The following is a 22,369-nucleotide window of genomic DNA, read 5'->3' on the forward strand; positions in this document are numbered from 1 at the left end:
CCGGCGGCCGCGGCCCCGGCGGCGGGCGCCCCGGCCGCCGCCGCGGTGGGGGGCCTGGTCCGCAGCGCCAAGTCCGCGCACCCCGGCCGGCTGGTCCTGCTCGACGCGGCGGAGGCCGACGCCGAGACCGCGATCGCCGTGCTGGGTGACGAAACCCAGCTGGCCGTGCGCGACGGGGTCGTCCACGCCGCGCGGCTGCTGACCGCGGCGTCGTCGCCGGACCTCGTGCCGCCGTGGCACGAACCGGCCTGGCGGCTGGACAGCGTCGTCAAGGGCACCCTTGAGCGGCTCTCCTTCGAGCCGTTCCCCGAGGCCGTGGAACCGTTGCTGTCGCGGGAGGTCCGGATCGCCACCCGCGCGGCCGGGACCAACTTCCGTGACGTGCTCAACGTGCTCGGCATGTACCCGGGTGACGCCGGCCGCATCGGCTACGAAGGTGCCGGCGTCGTCACCGAGGTCGGGTCCGAAGTGGACGATCTCGCGCCCGGCGACCGCGTGATGGGCCTGGTGCACGGCGGCTTCGGTCCCATCACCTTCGCCGACCGGGACCTGCTGGCGAAGATGCCGGCGGACTGGACGTTCGAGCAGGCCGCGTCCGTGCCGCTGGTGTTCCTGACCGCCTACTACGCGCTGGCCGACCTCGGCGCCCTGCAGAAGGGCGAGTCGGTGCTGATCCACGCCGCGGCCGGCGGGGTCGGCATGGCGGCCACGCAGCTGGCCCGCCACCTCGGCGCCGAGGTCTTCGGCACCGCGAGCGAGGGCAAGTGGGACGTCCTGCGTGCCGCCGGGCTGGCCGACGACCACATCGCGTCGTCCCGGACCCTCGCGTTCGAGGACCGGTTCCGCGAGACCACCGGCGGGCGCGGCGTCGACGTCGTGCTCAACGCCCTCACGGGCGAGTTCATCGACGCCTCGATGCGCCTGTTACCGCGCGGTGGGCGGTTCGTGGAAATGGGGAAGACCGACGTCCGCCCGGACGGCGCCGGCGCGGGGCACCATCCGGAGGTCACTTACCGGGCGTTCGACGTGATCGAAGCGGGCAGCCGCCGGATCGCGCAGATGTGGGAGGAGCTGATGGTCTTGTTCGGCGAAGGCGTGCTCACCCCGCTGCCCGTCCGCACCTGGGACCTGCGCCGCGCTCCCGAGGCGCTGCGCTTCCTCAGCCAGGCCAAGCACGTCGGCAAGGTCGTCCTGACCGTGCCGCGGCGCCCGGCGACCGGCACGGTGCTCGTCACCGGCGGCACCGGCGGGCTCGGCGCGGTACTGGCCCGCCACCTGGTCACGAAGCACGACGTCCGGGACCTGGTGCTCACCAGCCGCCGCGGCCCGGACGCCCCGGGCGCGGCCGAACTGGCGGCGGACCTGACCGGGCTGGGCGCGACCGTGCGGATCGAGGCGTGCGACGCCACGGACCGCGACGCGCTCGCCGCCGTACTGGACCGCACGCCCGGCCTGACCGGCGTGGTGCACGCGGCCGGTGTCCTCGACGACGGCCTGCTCACCGCGCTCACCCCCGAGCGGCTCGAGAAGGTGCTGCGGCCCAAGGTGGACGCGGCGTGGAACCTGCACGAGCTCACCCGCAACCGCGACCTGACCATGTTCGTCTTGTTCTCCTCGGCCGCCGGCGTGCTCGGCGCGCCGGGGCAGGCCAACTACGCCGCGGCGAACACCTTCCTCGACGGCCTGGCGCACCACCGCCGCGGCCTGGGGCTGCCGGCGACGTCGCTCGCCTTCGGCCTCTGGGCCAATGGCATGGGCGGCATGGGAGACGCAGCGGATGCCGACCGGATGGGCCGCGACGGCGTGGGCAGCTTCGACCCGGCCGAAGGTCTCGACCTGTTCGACCTGGCCACCACCCTGGCCGAGCCGGTCTCCGTGCCGGTCAAGCTGGACGTGGCCGGGCTCCGCTCGGCGACCGGGCCGGTGCCGCCGCTGCTGCGCGGCCTGGTCCGCGGCTCGGTGCGCCGGGCCGCCCCGGTCGACGCGGCGGCGCAGGCGGACGGGCTCAAGCGGCGGCTCGCCGGGCTGTCGCAGGCCGACGCCGAACTGGTGCTGCTCGGGGTGGTGCGCGGCCAGGCCGCGGCGGCCCTCGGGCACAGCGGTCCGGACGCGATCGAGCCGGCCAAGGCGTTCACCGAGCTGGGCTTCGACTCGCTGACCGCGGTCGAGCTGCGCAACGGGCTCGACGCGGCCACCGGCCTGCGCCTGCCCGCGACGCTGATCTTCGACTACCCGACCCCCGACGACCTGGCCAAGTACCTGCAGTCCGAAGTGGTGCCCGCCGCCGGGGAGGAAACCGGCCTGGCTTCCGATATCGACCGGCTCGCCGCCGAGCTGTCCACAGTGGACGTTTCGGAGGCGGACGGTGCCGAAGTCGAGACGAAGCTGCGGAACCTGGTCGCCGTGTGGCAGGACCGGGTCCGGCCGTCCGGCGGCGAAGCGGACCTGGAAGTGGACACCATCGACGACATGTTCGCCCTGCTGGACAACGAACTCTGACCCCGGCCCGGCGCCGCGACACCGCCGCCGCTAGGAGGACCACCGTCATGACGACCGACGAACGGACGCTCGACTACTTCAAGCGGCTGGCCGCCGAACTGCGCGAGACGCGGCGACGCCTCAAGGAAGCCGAGGAAAGCGGTTCCGAACCCCTGGCCGTGATCGGCATGGCCTGCCGGTACCCCGGCGGCGTCACCTCGCCGGAGCAGCTGTGGGACCTCGTCGACGGCGGCGGTGACGGCATGTCGGGCTTCCCGGCCAACCGCGGCTGGGACACCGACGCGCTGTACCACCCGGACCCGGAGCACCGCGGCACCAGCTACAGCGACCAGGGCGGCTTCCTGCACGACGCGGGTGAGTTCGACGCGGGCTTCTTCGGCATCTCGCCGCGGGAGGCCCTCGCCATGGACCCGCAGCAGCGGCTGCTGCTGGAGGTCACCTGGGAGACGTTCGAACGCGCCGGGCTGGACACCGCGGCACTCAAGGGCAGCGCCACCGGCGTGTTCGCCGGGGCGATGCGCAGCGAGTACGTTTCCGGGTTCGACGGCGGCTCCGAAGAGGTCGAAGGGTTCCTCGGCACCGGCTCGTCCAACAGCGTGCTGTCGGGCCGGCTCGCCTACACCCTCGGCCTGGAGGGCCCGGCCGTCACGATCGACACGGCGTGCTCGTCGTCGCTGGTCGCGGTCCACCTCGCGGCGCACGCCCTGCGGTCGGGGGAGTGCTCGCTCGCCCTGGCCGGCGGCGTCACCGTGATGGCGACACCGGAGACGTTCGTCGAATTCTCCCGCCAGCGCGGCATGGCCCCGGACGGCCGCTGCAAGGCGTTCGCCGCGGGCGCCGACGGCACCGGCTGGTCCGAAGGCGCCGGAATGCTGCTGCTGGAACGGCTTTCCGACGCCCGCCGCAACGGGCACCGGATCCTCGCCGTGGTCCGCGGGTCCGCCGTCAACCAGGACGGCGCGTCCAACGGCCTGACCGCGCCCAACGGCCCGGCCCAGCAGCGGGTCATCCGTGCCGCGCTGAAGAACGCGAAGCTCACCGCCGCGGACGTCGACGCCGTCGAGGCCCACGGCACCGGCACCACCCTGGGCGACCCGATCGAGGCCCAGGCGGTGCTGGCCACCTACGGCCGCGACCGCGCGGAACCGTTGTGGCTGGGTTCGATCAAGTCCAACATCGGGCACACCCAGGCCGCCGCGGGCGCCGCCGGGATCATCAAGGTGATCGAGGCGATGCGCCACGGCGTCCTGCCGCGGACCCTGCACGTCGACGAGCCGTCGCCGCACGTCGACTGGACGGCCGGGTCGGTCGAGCTGCTCACCGAGCCGAAGCCGTGGGACACCGGTGACCGGCCGCGGCGTGCCGGGGTGTCGTCGTTCGGCATGAGCGGCACCAACGCCCACGTCATCTTGGAACAGGCCCCAGCAGCCGAAGAACCCGAGCCGGAACGGACACCGCCGCCGGTCCAGGCGTGGCCGCTCTCGGCCCGCGGACCCGCCGCGCTGCAGGCCGCCGCTCAAGGCTTGTTGTCCACAGTGGACAACGTCGACCCGCTCGACCTCGGCTGGTCGTTGGCCACCACCCGCACCGCGCTGGAAAGCCGCGCCGTGGTCGTCGGCCGGACCCGCGACGACCTCAAGGCCGGGCTGACCGCGCTGGCCTCCGGCGAGCCCGCGCCCGGCGTTGTCACCGGTGAGCCGCTGCTCGGGCGCACCGCGTTCCTGTTCTCCGGCATGGGCGCCCAGCGCTGCGGCATGGGCCGCGAGCTGTACGACACGTTCCCGGCCTACCGGAGGGCCTTCGACGAGGCGTGCGCCGCCCTCGACGCGCACCTCGACCGGCCCCTGGCCGACATCGTCTTCGGTGACGACCAGAGCCTGCTCGACCGGATGACCTACGCGCAGCCCGCGATGTTCGCCCTGCAGATCGCCCTGTTCCGGCTGCTCGAGTCGTGGGGCGCCCGCCCCGACTACGTCGTCGGCCACTCCGCCGGGGAACTGGCCGCCGCGCACGTCGCCGGCGTCTGGGACCTCGCCGACGCCGCCCGGATGATCACCGCCCGCGGCCGCCTGATGGAGGCCCAGCCGCCGGGCGGCGCGATGATCGGGATCCAGGCCACCGAGGAGGAGATCGCCGCCGAGCTGACCGACGGCCTCGCCATCGGCGCCCTCAACGCGCCCGACTCGGTCGTCATCTCGGGCGAGGAGACGATCGCCGAGGCCCTGGCGGCGAAGTTCGCCGAACGCGGCCGCAAGGTCAAGCGGCTCAACATCTCCCACGCGTCGCACTCGGCGCGGATGGACGGCATGCTCGCCGAGTACGGCGAGATCGCCGCCCAGGCGACGTACCACGAGCCGAAGATCCCGGTGGTGTCGAACGTGACCGGCCGCCTCGCCGGCCCGGACGAGGTCACCGTGCCCGGCTACTGGCCGCGGCACGTCCGCCGGCCTGTGCGGTTCGCCGACGGCGTCGAGTTCCTGCGCGGGGAAGGCGTTTCCCGGTTCGTCGAGATCGGCCCCGACTCCGTGCTGGCCGGGATGGCCGCGCGGACGCTGCCGCCCGAAGGCACCGTCGCCGTGCCCGTGCTGCGTCGCGATCGTCCCGAAGCGCTCACCGCGATGACCGTGCTCGCCGAGCTGCACGTGCGGGGCGCCCGCGTCGACTGGACGGCGTTCCACGCCGGGACCGGCGCCCGCACGATCGACCTGCCCACCTACCCCTTCCAGCGCGAGAACTACTGGCTGCGCGGTGGCCGCGGCGCGGGCGACCCGGGCGGGCTCGGCCTGGCCGACGCCGCCCACCCGCTGCTCGGCGCGGCCGTCCCGCTCGCCGACGGCGCCGGGATCGTGCTGACCGGCCGGATCTCCCCGGCCACCCACCCGTGGCTCACCGACCACGCGGTCGCCGGCACCGTCATCGTGCCCGGCACCGCGCTCGTCGAGCTGGCGCTGCGAGCCGGCGACGAAGCCGGCTGCGCCCACCTCGAAGAACTGACCCTGCGCGAGCCGATGGTCCTGGCCGGGCCGGTGGACGTCCAGGTCGCGCTGGCCGCGCCGGACGAGTCCGGCCGCCGCGCGGTCGCGGTGTACTCCCGCTCCGGTGAGGGCGCCTGGACGCTGCACGGGTCCGGCACGCTGGCGTCGCACGCCCCGGCGGCCGGGTTCGACCTGGCCGAATGGCCGCCGCGGGACGCCGTCGCGGTCGACGTCACCGATGTCTACCCGGTCTTCGCCGCCGCCGGTCTCGAGTACGGCCCGGTGTTCCGCGGGCTCAAGGCCGCTTGGCGCGCCGGCGACGAGATCTTCGCCGAGACCGAGCTGCCGGACGCGGCCGGCAAGGCCGACGTCGAACGCTTCGGCCTGCACCCGGCGCTGCTCGACGCGGGCCTGCACGCGATCGGCCTGCTGAGCGAGGAGCCGGGCGGCGCGAAGCTGCCGTTCCTCTGGCAGGACGTCACCCTGCACGCCGCGGGTGCGTCCGCACTCCGGCTGCGGCTGACCCCCGGCGCGTCCGGCGCGGTCACCCTGCGCGCCGCCGACGGTACCGGCGCACCCGTCGTCACCATCGGATCGCTGACCCTGCGCGAGCTGGCTGCCGGAGCACTGGCCACCGCGCCCGGCCTCGATTCGCTGTTCCGGCTCGACTGGACGCCGGTGCCCACCCCGGCGGACCCGGCCGTGGTCGGCTGGGCCTACCACGGCCGCCTCGGCGGCGGTGAGGTGCCGCCGGTGGTCGTGCTCCCGGTGTTCACCGACCCCGCGGGCGTCCGGATCGCCACCCACGAAGTGCTTTCCGCCCTGCAGCAACTGTCCACAGAGGACCGGTTCGCCGACACCAAGCTCGTCATCGTCACCTGCGACGCGATCGGTCCCGGCCGCGTCGACCCGGCGGCCGCCGCCGTCTGGGGCCTCGGCCGCTCGGCGCAGAGCGAGCTGCCCGGCCGGGTCGTGCTCGTCGACAGCGAGACCGGTGACCTGTCCGACCGCGAGCTCGCCGCGGTCCTGGCCACCGGCGAACCCCAGCTGACCCTGCGCGACGGCGCCTTCGCGGCCCTGCGCCTCGGCCCGGTGCCGGGCCCCGACGAGCTGGTCCCGCCCGCCGACCCGGCGTGGCGCCTCGGCATGGCCGCGCGCGGCACCCTCGAAGAACTGCGCCTGGAGCCGTGCCCCCAGGCCCTGGAACCCTTGGCGCCCGGGCACATCCGCGTCGGCGTAGCCGCCGCGGGCCTCAACTTCCGCGATGCGCTCAACGTCCTCGGCATGTTCGAAGGTGAGCCCGGCCCGCTCGGCAACGAGGTCGCCGGCGTCGTCCTCGAGGTCGGGTCCGAGGTGGACGATCTCGCCGTCGGCGACCGCGTGATGGGGGTCGCCATCGGTGGCATCGGCACGGTCACCACCGCGCAGCGTTCGATGTGCGCCCGGATCCCGGACGGCTGGACGTTCGAAGAGGCCGCGTCCGTGCCGCTGGTGTTCCTCACCGCGTACTTCGGGCTCAAGGAGCTCGCCGGGCTGCACGAGGGCGAGTCCGTGCTGGTCCACGCGGCCGCAGGCGGGGTCGGCATGGCGGCCGTCCAGATCGCCCGCCACCTCGGCGCCGAGGTCTACGGCACCGCCGGCCCCGGCAAGCAGCACGTCCTGCGCGAGGCCGGGCTCGACGACGCCCACATCGCCAGCTCCCGCACGCTCGACTTCGAGAAGCAGTTCCTGGCCACCAGCGACGGCCGCGGCGTCGACGTCGTGCTCGACGCGCTCACCGGCGACTTCGTCGACGCGTCCCTGCGGCTGCTGCCGCGCGGCGGCCGGTTCCTCGAGATGGGCAAGGCGGGCCTGCGCGACCCCGGCGAGGTCGCCACGCAGCACCCCGGCGTTCAGTACCGGCCGTACGACCTGATCGAGGCCGGCCCTGAGCAGTTCTCCCGGATGTGGGCCGAGGTCCTCGACCTGTTCGCGCAGGGTGTCCTCACGCCGCTGCCGCGCCGCACCTGGGACGTCCGCCGCGCGCCCGAGGCGTTCCGGCTGCTCAGCCAGGCCAAGCACATCGGCAAGGTCGTCCTGACCGTGCCGCAGGGACCGGAGCCCCAGGGCACCGTCCTGATCACCGGCGGCACCGGCGGCCTCGGCGCGATGCTGGCTCGGCACCTGATCACGACCCACGACGTCCGGCACCTGGTGCTCACCAGCCGTCGCGGCCCGGACGCGCCCGGCGCGGCCGAACTGGCGTCCGAGCTGACCGCGCTGGGGGCCACCGTCACGATCAGCGCGTGCGACGGCTCGGATCGCGACGCCGTCGCCGAGCTGCTGGCCGGGATTCCCGCCGAGCACCCGCTGACCGGCGTCGTCCACGCGGCCGGTGTTCTCGACGACGCCCCCCTCGATGCGCTGACCCCCGAACGTCTCGACCGCGTCCTCGCGCCGAAGGCCGAAGCCGCCTGGCACCTGCACGAGCTGACCGCGGACCGGCCGCTGCGCTGGTTCGTCCAGTTCTCCTCGGCGGCCGGCGTGCTCGGCAACCCGGGCCAGGGCAACTACGCCGCCGCCAACGCGTTCCTCGACGGGCTCGCCACGCGCCGCCGCGCCGACGGCCTGGCCGCGCAGTCGGTCGCCTGGGGCCTGTGGTCCGGCGGCATGCGCGGGGAGCTCGGCGACGCGGGCGAGGAACGCCTGCGCCGCAGCGGGTTCCCGCCGATCGACCCCGAAGAGGGTCTGGCGATGTTCGACCGCGCGGTCGGCCTCGACCACGCCGTCCTGCTCGGCCTCAAGTTCGATCGCGCGACCGTTCGGAGCAGCAACGCCCCGATCTCGCCGCTCATCCGCGCGCTGGTCGGCGGGTCCGGCCGCGCCAAGGCCAAGACGGCGACCGCCGAGCAGGCGGGCGAGCTGCGCCGCAAGCTCACCGGGCTGCCCGTCAGCGACCAGGACGAGCTGCTGCTCGACCTGGTGCGCCGCGAGGTCGCGCTGGTGCTCGGCCACGCCGACGCGGCCGGGATCGCCGCGACCCGCGCGTTCAACGAGATCGGCTTCGACTCGCTCACCGCGGTCGAGCTGCGCAACCGCCTCGGCGCCGCGACCGGCCTCCGGCTGCCCGCGACGCTCGTCTTCGACCACCCGACACCCGCCGCGCTCAGCACCTTCTTGCGCGGCGAGCTGATCGGGGACGAGACGCCGGTCCCGGCCGTGGTCACCCCCAGCACGGCCGGGGCCGGTACCCACGACGACCCGATCGTCATCGTCGGCATGGGCTGCCGCTACCCGGGTGAGGTCACCTCGCCCGATGAGCTGTGGCAGCTGGTCGCCGAGGGCCGCGACGGCGTCGGTGACTTCCCGGCCGACCGCGACTGGCCCCTCGACTCGCTGTTCCACCCGGACCCCGACCACCGCGGCACGACGTACGCCTCGGAAGGCGCGTTCCTCTACAACGCGGGCGACTTCGACGCCGAGTTCTTCGGCATCTCACCCCGCGAGGCCCTCGCCATCGACCCGCAGCAGCGCCAGGTCCTGGAGACGGCGTGGGAGGCCCTCGAACGCGCCGGGATCAACCCCGCGACCCTGCGCGGGACCAGCACCGGTGTGTTCGCCGGCGCGCTGTCCAACGACTACATCTCCCGGCTGAGCGCGATCCCCGAGCAGGTCGAAGGCTTCCTCGGCACCGCGTCCTTCAGCAGCGTCGTCTCCGGTCGCGTCGCCTACGCACTGGGCCTGGAGGGCCCGGCCGTCTCGGTCGACACGGCGTGCTCGTCGTCGCTGGTCGCGGTGCACCTCGCCGCGCAGTCGCTGCGGTCGGGGGAGTGCACGCTCGCCCTGGCCGGCGGCGTCAACGTGATGGCCTCGCCCGACATGTTCGTCGAGTTCTCGCGGCAGCGCGGCCTCGCGCCGGACGGGCGCTGCAAGCCGTTCGCCGGCGCGGCCGACGGCACGAACTGGGCCGAGGGTGTCGGGATCCTCGTGCTGGAAAGGCTTTCCGACGCCCGCCGCAACGGGCACACCGTGCTGGCCGTCGTGCGCGGCTCCGCGGTCAACCAGGACGGCGCGTCCAACGGCCTCACCGCCCCCAACGGCCCCTCGCAGCAGCGCGTGATCCGCGCGGCACTGGCCAACGCCGGTGTCGAAGCGTCCACTGTGGACGTCGTCGAGGCACACGGAACCGGCACCCCGCTGGGTGACCCGATCGAGGCGCAGGCCCTGCTGGCGACCTACGGCCAGGACCGCGAGCGGCCGCTGCTGCTCGGCTCGGTCAAGTCCAACATCGGCCACACCCAGGCCGCGGCCGGGGTCGCCGGGATCATCAAGGTCGTCGAGGCGATGCGCCACGGCGTCGTCCCGGCCAGCCTGCACGTGGACGAGCCGACGCCGCACGTCGACTGGACCACCGGCGATGTCGACCTGCTGACCGAGCGGGTGCCGTGGCCGGAGACCGGGCGGCCGCGCCGCGCCGGCGTATCGTCGTTCGGCATCAGCGGCACCAACGCGCACGTCGTCATCGAGCAGGCGCCGGACTTCGCCGACCCCGAGCCGTCGCGCGAACTGCCGGTCGTCCCGTGGGTCCTTTCGGGACGTACCCCGGCGGCCCTGGTCGACCAAGCGGTCCGACTGTCCGCTGTGGACAAGTCGACTGTGGACGTCGGGTTCTCCCTGGCGACCACGCGTACGCACCACGACCACCGCGCGGTCGTCGTGGGAGACGCGGCTTCGGGGTTGCGCGCCCTCGCCGGAGGTGGGTCCGCCGCGAACCTCGTCACCGGGGAAACCGCGACCGGCCGCCTGGCCTTCCTGTTCACCGGCCAGGGTTCGCAGCGGGCCGGCATGGGCCGCGGGCTGTACGAGGCGTTCCCGGCTTACGCGGGGGCCTACGACGAGGTCGCCGCGCTGCTCCCGGCCGTCGGCGGCGACGACCTCGACCGGACCGGTACCGCCCAGCCCGCGATCTTCGCGTTGGAAGTCGCGCTGTACCGGCTCTTCGAGTCGTGGGGTGTGCGCCCGGCCTTCGTCGCCGGGCACTCGATCGGCGAGATCGCCGCGGCGCACGTGGCCGGGCTGCTGTCCCTGGCCGACGCGGCCAAGCTCGTCGAGGCCCGCGGCCGGCTGATGGAGGGACTGCCCGAGGGCGGCGCGATGGTCGCGGTGCAGGCGAGTGAGGCCGAGGTGGCCGAGTTCTCCGACGTCGCCATCGCGGCGGTCAACGGCCCGGACGCCGTCGTGCTCTCGGGCGCGGCGGAACCGGTGCTGGCCGCCGCGGCGGCCCTGGAAGCGCGGGGCCGCAAGGTGAAGCGCCTCGACGTCTCCCACGCGTTCCACTCGCCGCTGATGGACCCGATGCTGGACGAGTTCGCCGCGGTGGCGAACGAACTGACCTACGCCGAGCCGTCGATCCCGGTCGTGTCGACGCTGACCGCCGACCTCACCGACCCGGCCCACTGGGTGCGGCACGTACGAGAGCCGGTCCGGTTCGCCGACGCGCTGACGGCGTTGACGGCCGAAGGCGTGACCACGTTCCTCGAGATCGGCCCGGCCGCGGTGCTCTCGGCCCTGGCCGCGGGGGCCGGCGAGGCGATCCCGGCCCTGCGCGCCGACCGCGACGAGCCGTCGACCGCCGTGACGGCGCTGGCCCGGCTGCACGTCCGCGGGATCGACGTCGACTGGCCCGCGTTCTTCGCCCCGGCCTCGCCGCGGGTGGTCGACCTGCCCACCTACGCCTTCCAGCACGAGCGGTATTGGATTCGCGAACCGGCCGTCGCGCGGGTGGCCGGCAGCCTGCGGCACCCGGTGCTGGCCTCCGCGGTGACGTCGGCCGGGGACGGCTCGGTGCTGTGCACCGGCGTCCTGCCCGCGGAACCGTCGGACACGCTGCTGGTCGAGCTGGCGATCCGCGCCGGGGACGAGGTCGGCTACGCGACCCTTTCCGAACTCACCGTGGAGGCACCGCTGTCCGGGGACCGCGAGGTCCAGGTCGCGGTCGGTGCCGTGGACGACGGCCGTCGCCCGGTCTCGATCCACACCCGCGCCGGACAGGACTGGCAGCGCCACGCCACCGGCTTCCTGGTCACCGAGTCCGTGGCTTCCGCGGTCGAGGGCTCGTTCGTGGAGCTGACTGTCCCGGAGGACACGCTCTACGGCCTGCACCCGAACCTGCTCGACCCGCTGCTGGCCGAGCACGGCTGGCCGGTCGCCTGGCGGAACGTCACCCTGCACGCGACCGGCGCCACCCGCGTCCGGGCGGCGCTGACCGATACCGGCACGCTGAGCGTCGTCGACCTCGCGGGCGAGCCGGTGCTCACCGCCGAGGTGACGTTCGGGGAGCGCCCAGCCGTGGCGGCCGCGCCGAGCGAGTCGCTGCACCGCCTGATCTGGACCCCGGTCGCCCTCACCGGCTCCGAGATCGACGCCGAGGTCCTCGAACTGCCCGAACCACAGGGCGCCACGGGGGTCGCCGACGCGGCCCGGCTGGCGACCACCGAGGTGCTGGCGAAGCTGCAGGAGTGGCTCGCGGCACCCCGCGACGGCCGTCTGGTGATCCTGACCGCGGGCGCCGTCGGACTGTCCGAAGAGGACGGTGCCGACCCGGCCGCGGCCGCGGTCTGGGGCCTGGTCCGCGCGGCCCAGTCGGAGCACCCCGGTCGCTTCGTCCTCGTCGACGGCGACGGCGACACGGCGGTGCTGGGCCGGGCCCTGGCCACGGGTGAAGACCAGTTGCTGCTGCGCGAAGGAAAGGCTTACGCGCCCCGGCTGGCGCCGGTTGGCGCGACCGCGGGCGCCAGCCCGGACCTCTCCGGCGGCACCGTGCTCATCACCGGCGGCACCGGCGGGCTCGGCGCCCACCTCGCCCGGCACCTCGTCCAGGCGCACGGCGTCCGCGACCTGGTCCTCACCAGCCGTCGTGGCGCGGACGCGCCCGGCGCCGCCGCACTGACCACCGAACTCACCGACCTCGGCGCGACCGTCCGGATCGCGGCCTGCGACGTCGCCGACCGTGGCGCCGTCGAAAGCCTCCTGAGCGGAATCCCGCAGCTGACGGGGGTCGTGCACGCGGCCGGTGTCCTCGACGACGGCCTCGTCGAGGCGCTCACCCCCGACCGCCTGGACACCGTCTTCGGCCCCAAGGCCGCGGCCGCCTGGCACCTGCACGAGCTCACCAAGGCCCACGACCTCGCCGCGTTCGTGCTGTTCTCCTCGGCCGCCGGGGTGCTCGGCAACGCCGGGCAGGGCAACTACGCCGCGGCCAACGCCTTCCTCGACGGCCTCGCCGTGCACCGCAAGGCCCTCGGCCTGCCCGGCCACGCGCTGGCCTGGGGCCGGTGGGCCGACGGCATGGGCGGCGCGCTCAGCACCCAAGCGGGGAACCGCCTGAGCCGCAACGGCTTCCCTGCCTTGAGCACCGAAGAAGGCCTGGCGCTGTTCGACGCGGCCCTCTCGGCGGATGTCGCCGCGACGGTGCCGGTCAAGCTGGACCGTGCCGGGCTGGTCGCCGGGCAGGTGCCTCCCGTGCTGCGAGACCTCGTGCCGGCCTCCCGGCGCCGGGCCGCGACGGCCGACGCGGGCGAACTGCGTCGCAAGTTGGCCGGGCTCGCCGAGACCGACCAGGAACGCGCGCTGCTCGACCTGGTCCGCGGGCAGGCCGCGGCCGTGCTCGGGCACGCCGGGCCGGCCGCGATCGCCCCCGGCCGCGGCTTCCTCGACCTGGGCTTCGACTCGCTGACCGCGGTCGAGTTCCGGACCGCGCTGGCCGTCGCGACCGGTCTCACCCTGCCGAGCACCGTCGTGTTCGACTACCCGGCGCCGGACGCGCTGGCCAAGTACCTGCAGACCGAACTCGCCCCCGAGACCGGGCCGGGAGCCGCGGTGACCGAGCAGATCACCCGGCTCGAAGCCCTCCTCGACGGGGCCGACCCCGCCGACGCGGACATCGAAGCCCGCCTCAAGCGGCTGGTGACGGCGTGGGCCGCGAAGAAGCCCGCTTGTGTCCCCGGAACGACCGCCGACCTCGAAGCCGCGTCCCCGGACGACCTCCTCGCGCTGATCGACGACGAGTTCGGCCCGCGCTGACCGCCCTCCAGCCCCTCGGGAGCCATGACCCATGCCTTCGGAAGAGCAGTACGTCGACTACCTCAAGCGGATGGCGGCCGACCTGCGCGAAAGCCGCCGCGAGCTGGCGGACGCGCGGGAGAAGGAGACCGAGCCCATCGCCATCGTCGCGATGAGCTGCCGGTTCCCCGGTGGTGTCCGCACCCCGGAACAGCTGTGGGACCTGGTCGAGGCCGGTGGTGACGCCATCTCGCCGTTCCCCACCGACCGCGGCTGGGACACCGACACGATCCACGACCTCGACGCGTCGGTGCCGGGCACCAGCTACGTCCGCGAGGGCGGTTTCCTGCACGACGCCGCGGAGTTCGACAACGAGCTGTTCGGCATCTCGCCCCGCGAGGCCGAGGCGACCGACCCGCAGCAGCGCCTGCTGCTGGAGACGGCGTGGGAAGCGGTCGAACGGGCCGGCGTCAACCCGGCGACGCTGCGCGGGAGCAGCACGGGGGTGTTCGCGGGGGTCGGTTTCACCGATTACGCGTCCCGGCTGACGGCGTTGCCGGAGGAGCACGAGGGGTACCTCGGCATCGGGACGTCCGGCAGCGTCGTTTCCGGGCGCGTGTCCTACTCGCTCGGCCTGGAAGGGCCGTCGGTGTCGATCGACACGGCGTGCTCGTCGTCGCTGGTCGCGGTGCACCTCGCGGCCCGCTCGCTGCGGTCGGGGGAGTGCACCCTGGCGCTGGCCGGCGGGGTCACGGTCATGGCGACCCCCGGCGCGTTCGTCGAGTTCTCCCGGCAGCGCGGCCTGGCACCGGACGGCCGCTGCAAACCGTTCGCCGCGGCCGCCGACGGCACCAACTGGGCCGAAGGCGCCGGAATGCTGGTGCTGGAAAGGCTTTCCGACGCCCGCCGCCACGGCCACCCGGTGCTCGCGCTCGTCCGCGGCAGCGCCGTCAACTCCGACGGCGCGTCCAGCGGCCTGACCGCGCCGAACGGTCCGTCGCAGCAACGCGTGATCCGCGCGGCCCTGGCGAACGCCGGACTGTCCACTTCGGACGTCGACGTGGTGGAGGCGCACGGCACGGGTACTGCTCTCGGTGACCCGATCGAGGCGCAGGCCCTGCTGGCCACCTACGGCCGTGACCGCTCGGAACCGTTGTACCTGGGCTCGGTCAAGTCCAACATCGGCCACACCCAGGCCGCGGCGGGCATGGCCGGGATCGTCAAGCTGGTCGAGGCGATGCGCCACGGCGTCCTGCCCGCCACCCTGCACGTGGACCAGCCGTCGCCGCACGTCGACTGGTCCGCCGGTGCGGTCGAGCTGCTGGACCAGGCCCGGCCGTGGCCCGCCGACCGGCCGCGGCGCGCGGGGGTGTCGTCGTTCGGTATCAGCGGCACCAACGCGCACGTCATCCTCGAACAGCCTGCCTCGGCGGCCGAAGAGGAGCGTACGGTCACCGCGCCGCCGGTGGTCCCGTACGTCCTGTCCGGCGCGTCCCCCGCGGCGGTCCGGGCGCAGGCCGCGGCCCTGCTGTCCACTGTGGACGAGTCCGGCGCCGAGCCGGTCGACGTCGCCCTGTCGCTGGCCACCACCCGCGCCGCGCTGGAGCACCGCGCGGTCGTCACCGGCGCCGACCGCGCCGAGCTGGCCGCGGGCCTGCGGGCCGTCGCGGGTGGCGACGCGGGCGCGGTCACCGGCAGCGACACCGCCGGCCGGCTGGCCTTCCTCTTCACCGGTCAGGGCGCGCAACGGCTCGGCATGGGCCGCCGGCTCCACGAGTGCTTCCCGGTCTTCGCCGCGGCCTTCGACGAGGTCTGTGCCCACCTGCCCGGCGTCCGGGACGTCGTGTTCGGTGCCGACGCCGCCCGCCTCGACCGCACCGAGTTCGCCCAGCCCGCGCTGTTCGCCTTCGAAGTCGCGCTGTACCGCCTGGTCACGTCCTGGGGTGTCACCCCGGACGCGCTGGCCGGGCATTCGATCGGCGAGATCGCCGCCGCGCACGTCGCCGGGGTGTTCTCGCTCGAGGACGCCGCGAAGCTCGTGCTGGCCCGTGGCCGGTTGATGCAGGTCCTGCCCGAGGGCGGCGCGATGCTCGCCCTCGAGGCGACCGAGGACGAGGTCCGCCCGCACCTGTCCGACGGCGTCGCGCTCGCCGCCGTCAACGGTCCCCGCGCGGTGGTCCTCTCCGGTGCCGAGGCCGCGACCCTGGCCGTCGCCGAGCGGTTCCCCGGCCGCCGGAGCACCCGCCTGGCCGTCTCGCACGCCTTCCACTCGGCCCTGATGGAGCCGATGCTCGCCGAGTTCACGGCCGTCGCGAAGACCCTGACCTACCACGAGCCGGCGATCCCGATCGTCTCCACGCTGACCGGCGAGCCCGCCGACCGGCTCACCGACCCGGCGTACTGGGCCGAGCACGTCCGCGGCACCGTCCGGTTCGCCGACGCGGTCGAGACCCTGCACGGCCAGGGCGTCACGACGTTCCTGGAACTCGGCCCGGACGCGGCCCTCACCCCGATGGGCCGCTCGGTGCTGCCGGATCAGGTTTTCGCCGCGGCTCAGCGCAAGGATCGCGACCAGGCCGCGACGCTCGTCAGCGCGCTCGGCCTGCTGCACGCCCACGGCGCCCGCGTCGGCTGGGCCGCCTACCTCGACGGCAGCGGCGCCCGGACCATCCCGCTGCCGACGTACCCGTTCCAGCGCAAGCGTTTCTGGCTGGAGGACCCCGGTGCCGACGTCACGGTCGTCACCGCCGAGGACAGCCGGTTCTGGTCGGTCGTCGAGGCCGGCGACGTCGGCGAGTTCGCCGCCGAGCTGAAGCTGTCCGACGTCGAAGCCCCGCTCGGCACGGTCCTGCCCGCCCTGACGCGCTACCGCCGCGCCCGGTCCCTCGCCGCCGAGGCGGACGCCCTGGCCTACCACGTCCGCTGGCAGCCGTTCACGCCCGCGACGTCCACGGCCACCGGCCGCTGGCTGCTCGTCACGTCCACTCAGGACACCTGGGTCGACACCGCACTGGAGGCGCTGGCCGGTGCCTACGTCCAGCGGTTGGTCGTCGAGCGTCCCGACGAGGTGACTCTGCCGGACGAGCCGTTCGACGGGATCCTGTCCCTGCTCGCCCTCGACGAGACCGAAACCGGCGGCCTGTCCTTCGGCGCCGAAGCCACGATGACCCTGGTGCAAGCGCTTGCGGCCCGTGATCCGCAAGGTCCACTGTGGACGCTCACTCACGGTGCCGTTTCGACCGGCCCGCACGACGCGCCGGACGCGCCCGCCCAGTCCCAGCTGTGGGGCTTCGGCCGTGCGGCCGCCCTGGAGAACCCCCAGGCGTGGGGCGGTCTGGTGGATGTCCCGGCCGAGCCGGGGGAGAAGACGGTCACCCTGCTGCGCGGGGTGCTCACCGGTCCGCGCGGGGAAGACCAGGTCGCGATCCGCGCGACCGGCGCGTTCGGCCGACGGCTGGCCCACGCCGAACCCGCCGAGCCCACGCGCTCGTGGCAGCCGCGCGGCACGGTCCTCGTCACCGGTGGCACCGGCGGCCTGGGCTCGATCGTCACCCGCTGGCTGGTCGAGCACGGCGCCGAGCACGTCGTCCTGGTGTCCCGCCAGGGCGCGGACGCCCCCGGCGCCGCCGAACTGGCCGGCGACCGCGTGACCATCGCCGCCTGCGACGTCGCCGACCGCGACGCCCTGGCCGCGGTCGTCAAGCCGATCCGCGGTGACCTGCGCGCGGTCTTCCACCTCGCGGGTGTCCTCGAACTCGGCCTGATCGAGACGATGGACCGCACCCGCTACGCCGACGTCCTGCGTCCCAAGGTCGCCGGCACGCGGAACCTCGAAGAGCTGACCGAGGGGCTCGACCTCGACGCCTTCGTGCTGTTCTCGTCGATCGCCGCGTCCATCGGCAACGCCGTGCAGAGCGCGTACGGCGCCGCGAACGCCCACCTCGAAGCGGTTGCCCAGCGGCGCCGGGCTCAGGGTCTGCCCGCGACGTCGGTCGCGTGGGGCCGGTGGGGCCGGGTCGGCATGGGGGTCGGCGAGGACCTCGACGAGCTGCTCAGCGGCCTCGGCGTCCCGGCCATGGAGCCGGAGACCGGCCTCGTCGCGCTGCAGCACGCGCTGGACCGCGACGAGACCGCGCTGACCGTCGCCGAGCTGACGTGGGAGAAGTTCGCGCCGCCGTTCGCCGCGCTGCGGCCGAGCCCGCTGCTGGCCGGCCTGCCCGAGGTCGTCGCCATCGCCGAAGCCGAAGCGGCCCAGGCCGCCGAAGGCGCGGAAGCCGCCGACGCGTGGCGCACCCGGCTCGCCGGGCTGCCGGAGGCCGAACGCGAGCGTGTCGTCACCGAGCTGGTCCTGACCCACACCGCGGCCGTGCTCGGGCACACCGACGGCGTCCCAGCCGGGCAGCAGTTCACCAAGCTGGGCATCGACTCCCTGACCGCGATCGAGCTGCGCGGCCGGATCAACACCGAGACCGGCCTGGCGCTGCCGCCGACCATGGTGTTCGACCACGCGACCCCGGCCGCGCTCGCCGCGCACCTGCTGGCTTCCCTCACGACCGCTCCATCCGCTCCGCGCGTGACGACCGGTGGCCCGGTCGCAGCGGGCCAGGACGTCGCCGTCGTCGGCCTGTCCTGCCGGTTCGCCGGCGGCAGCGACACGCCCGAGAAGTTCTGGACCAACCTCGTCGAAGGCCGCGACCTCGTGCGCGAGGTGCCCGCGGACCGCTGGAACGCCGCCGACTACTACGACCCCGACCGCACCGCGCCGGGCAAGGCGTACACGCAGCAGGGCGCGTTCGTCGACGACATCGCCGGCTGGGACGCGGCGTTCTTCGGCCTCTCACCGCAGGAGGCGCGGCGGCTCGACCCGACGTTCCGGCTGCTCATGGAGCTGGTCTGGGAGGGCATCGAGGACGCCGGCCTCACCGCGGACGAGCTGCGCGGCAGCCGCACCGGCGTGTTCGCCGGGCTGATCGACACCATGCAGTACTCCATGCGGCAGCTCGAAGCCGACGGCATGGACGCGGCCGACGACCCGTACTTCGGGCTCGGCAGCTCGCTGTCCGCCGCGGCGGGCCGGATCGCGCACCTGCTGGACCTGCGCGGGCCGTGCCTGACCGTGGACACCGCCTGCTCGTCGGCGCTGAGCGCGGCGCACCTGGCCGTGCAGAGCCTGCGGCGCGGCGAGTGCGACATCGCGATCGTCGGCGCGGCGTCGGCGATGATCAACCCGGACGTCTTCATCCAGTCCTGCAAGATGAGCATGCTCGCCGCCGACGGCCGCACCAAGACGTTCGACGAGAGCGCCGACGGCTACGTCATCGGCGAAGGTGGCGGGGTCGTCGTGCTCCGCCGCGCGGCCGAAGTCGGCCCGGCCGGGCGGGCACGGGCGGTCATCCGCGGCACCGCGACCAACCAGGACGGCCGCAGCAACGGCCTCACCGCCCCCAACCGCGCGGCCCAGAACGCGGTCATCCGCGCGGCCCTGGCCGACGCCGGCGTCACCCCCGACGAGATCGGCTACGTCGAGGCCCACGGCTCGGGCACCCAGCTCGGCGACGCGATCGAGTTCACCGCCCTCGGCGAGATCTTCGGCGAGCGGGCCGCCCCCGAACCGCTGTACGTCGGCGCGGTGAAAACGAACGTCGGCCACACCCTGGCCGCGGCCGGGATGGCCGGCCTGATCAAGACGGTCCTGTCCCTGGAACACGGGACGCTGCCGGGCAACCTGCACATGAGCACCCCGAACTCGGTGGTCACCGTGGACGGCCCGGTGCGCCCGGTCCCCGCGGCCCGGCCGTTCCCGGCGAACGCGGACGGGATGCTGCGCGCGGGGGTCAGCTCGTTCGGCTGGTCGGGCTCGAACGTCCACTTCGTACTGGACCAGGCCGCGCCCGCGCCTGCCTCCGCACCCGGTCCGGAGTGGCAGCTGCTGACGCTGTCCGGCACCAGCGAGGCCGGACTGCGCGCGAACGCTTCGGCCCTTGCGGATCATTTGACCGCCGACGTCGAACTCGCCGACGTGGCGTTCACGACCCAGGCAGGCAGGAGTGCCCTCCCGCTGCGGAAGGCGGTGGTGGTCCGTGACCACGCCGACGCGGTAACCGCCCTCCGCGCGGTTACCGGAGGATCGGCCGTCACCGACCGCCGACGCTTCGGCCTCCTGCTGCCGGGAACACCGGGTGCGATCCCCGGCGAGCTGTACCGCACCGAACCGGCCTTCCACGCGGCGATCGACGCATGCGCGGCCCTGGTCGATGGTGACCTGCTCGACGGCACGGCCGACAAACGAGCCGTCACCTTCGCCGTCGAGTACGCCCTCACCCGGCTGCTCGCCGCCTGGGGACTCGAACCCGCCGTCATCCTCGGCCGCGGCACCGGCGAGTACGTCGCCGCGGTCGCGGGCGGGGTGTTCGACCTCTCCGGTGGTCTCGAACTCGCCGTGGGCGGAGCGGTTCCGGCTGCGCAGGCGCCGTCGATCCCGGTGATCTCCCCTCGCACCGGGGAAGTCCTCACCGCCGCCGAAGCCGCCGACGCGGCGCACTGGCGGATCGCCGACGACCGGTTCGAGGACGGTCTTCTCGCCCTCGCGAAGTACGCCGTCGTGCTGGTCGAAGGCGGGCTCGGCGACGCCGGTGCCGAAGCCGCCGGGCGCTACCTGCCGCAGACCCCGGTGGTCTCGCTGCAGCCGGAGCCCGGGCGGCACGCGTGGCTGGCCGCGCTCGGCGCGCTCTGGGAGCACGGCGTGCCCGTCAAGTGGGCCGGCGAGGGACGCAGGTTCGTCCCGCTGCCCGCCTACCGCTTCCAGCGCACCCGCTACTGGCCCGAGGTCGCCTCCCGCGGCACCGGCTGGTCGCTCAACCAGATGACCGCCACCGAAGAAGAGACCCCGGTCAAGGCGGGCCTGAGCGCCCACACGCCGACCTGGCGCCGCGACACCACCCGCCGGACCCCCGCGACGCCGGGCGACCTGGTCCTCTTCGGCAAGCTCGACGGCTTCGCCGAGGCAGCCGAAGAAGCGGGACACCGGGTGACCGTCATCGAAGAGTCCGATGTGGACGGCTACCGCAAGATTCTCGCCGAGGTCAAGGGCGACGGCCCGCTGCGGATCGTCCACGCGAACGGCCTCACCGCGACCGACCGCGAATCCGGCTTCTACAGCCTGATGTGGCTCGGCAAGGCGATCGGTGCCGAGTGCTCCGGCCGCCGGGTGGACCTCCTGTCCCTGGGCCGCAACGGCTTCGACGTCCTCGGCGGCGACGCGCATGACCCCTTCGCCCCGACGATCGCCGCGATGACCGACGCCATCGCCGCCGAATACCCCCTGGTCCACGCCCAGTACGCCGACCTCGACGGTGATCCCGCGCAAGAAGCGGCCCACGAACTCGACCTCCTGGCCAGCTCCACAGTGGACACCGTCGACGGCGTCGCGGTCGCCGCCTGGCGTGGCGGACGACGCTGGCTGCGCGGCTTCGACGTCGTCGAGCTGCCCGAGGTCGACGACGCCCAAGCGTGGAAACCCGGCGGCACCTACCTGATCACCGGCGGTCTCGGCGTGCTCGGCCTGGCCCTGGCCCGGCGGCTCGCGCCCCTGGGTGTCAACCTCGCGCTGGCCGGCCGCACCGAGCTGCCGCCCGAGGACACCTGGGACGACTGGATCCGCGACCACGGCGTCGACGACCGCACGAGCAGCGTTCTGCTGGCGGTCCGGGACCTGCGAGCCCTGGGGGCCGACGTGCTGACCGTCCGCGCCGACGTCAGCGTCCCCGGCGAGGCCGCCGCTCTGCTGGCCGAGGTCCGGGGCTACTTCGGTGACCTCGACGGCGTCGTCCACGCGGCCGGCATCGCCGGTGGTGGCCTGCTGCAGAACAAGACCCGCGAGCAGGCGGCCGCCGTGCTGGCCCCGAAGATCGACGGCACCCTGGCCCTGGCCGAGGCCCTGCGGGTCGAGCCGGTCGACCTGCTGGTCCTCTACTCCTCGACGGTGACGCTGACGGTCGGGGTCGGCGAAACCGACTACTCCGCGGCCAACGCCTTCCTCGACGGGTTCGCCGCCGCGGAAGCCGGCGGGCGCGGCCCGGCCAAGCAGGTCGTGTCGGTCGCGTGGGGACCGTGGCAGCTGGACGCCTGGACGTCGTCCGGGCTCGCCGGTTCGGCCGAGGCACAGGAGGGCTCCCGCCGGTTCCGCGAGGAGTTCGGCATCGGCGCCGAGGAAGGCACCGAGCTGCTGTCGCGGATCGTCGCGTCCGGGGAGCCGCAGGTGACGGTGCTGCCGCTGCCGCTCACCGACGTCCTGGCCGCGCTGGCCCGGATGGGCTCGGTCGACGCCCTCGTCGGCGCCGACGCCGCGATGCCCGGCGGCGAGCGCTACCCGCGGCCCGACTTGCGCACCGCGCTCGTCGCCCCGCGCACCCCGGCCGAGGAGCGCGTCGCCGCCGCGTGGTGCGACTGCCTCGGCCTGGAAGAGGTCGGCGTGCACGACCCGTTCTTCGACCTCGGCGGCACGTCGCTGATCGGCCTGGTGCTGATCGGCCGCGTGGCCAAGGAGTTCGGCGTCGAACTCGCCCCGGCGAGCCTGTTCGAGAAACCGACCATCGCCGAGTTCGTCACCCTCCTCGGCGAGCCGGACACGGCCGGGGCGTCCTCCTCGCCCGCCGCGGAACCCGCCGAAGACGTCTCCGCGCGCGGCGAGCGCCGCCGCGCCCGCGCCGCGAACCTCCGCAAGCGCCCCAGCCGGACCGGAAGGTAGACCATGACCACGGAACCACGGGACACCGGCGACGACATCGCGATCGTCGGCATGGCCGGCAACTTCCCCGGCGCGCCCGACATCGGCAAGTTCTGGGCCGACCTGTGCG

General features: G+C 74.3%; 2 protein-coding genes and 1 pseudogene. All 3 read left to right on the forward strand.

From position 1 onward, the window contains the following. Positions 1 to 2,499: SDR family NAD(P)-dependent oxidoreductase (locus ACGFMK_RS44580; protein ID WP_392776620.1), on the forward strand; the 2,499-nt coding region annotated here is incomplete at its 5' end. Between the two features lie 47 nt (positions 2,500 to 2,546). Further along, the gene (locus ACGFMK_RS44585; protein ID WP_392776623.1) at positions 2,547 to 13,535 is read left to right on the forward strand and encodes an SDR family NAD(P)-dependent oxidoreductase; all 10,989 of its coding nucleotides are present in this window, start codon (positions 2,547 to 2,549) and stop codon (positions 13,533 to 13,535) included. A gap of 31 nt (positions 13,536 to 13,566) precedes the next feature. Then, positions 13,567 to 22,260, forward strand: a pseudogene (locus tag ACGFMK_RS44590) (type I polyketide synthase); the annotation flags it as partial. Between the last annotated feature and the right edge of the window lie 109 nt (positions 22,261 to 22,369).

It is taken from the genome of Amycolatopsis sp. NPDC049252, assembly GCF_043197175.1.
Classification (GTDB): domain Bacteria; phylum Actinomycetota; class Actinomycetes; order Mycobacteriales; family Pseudonocardiaceae; genus Amycolatopsis.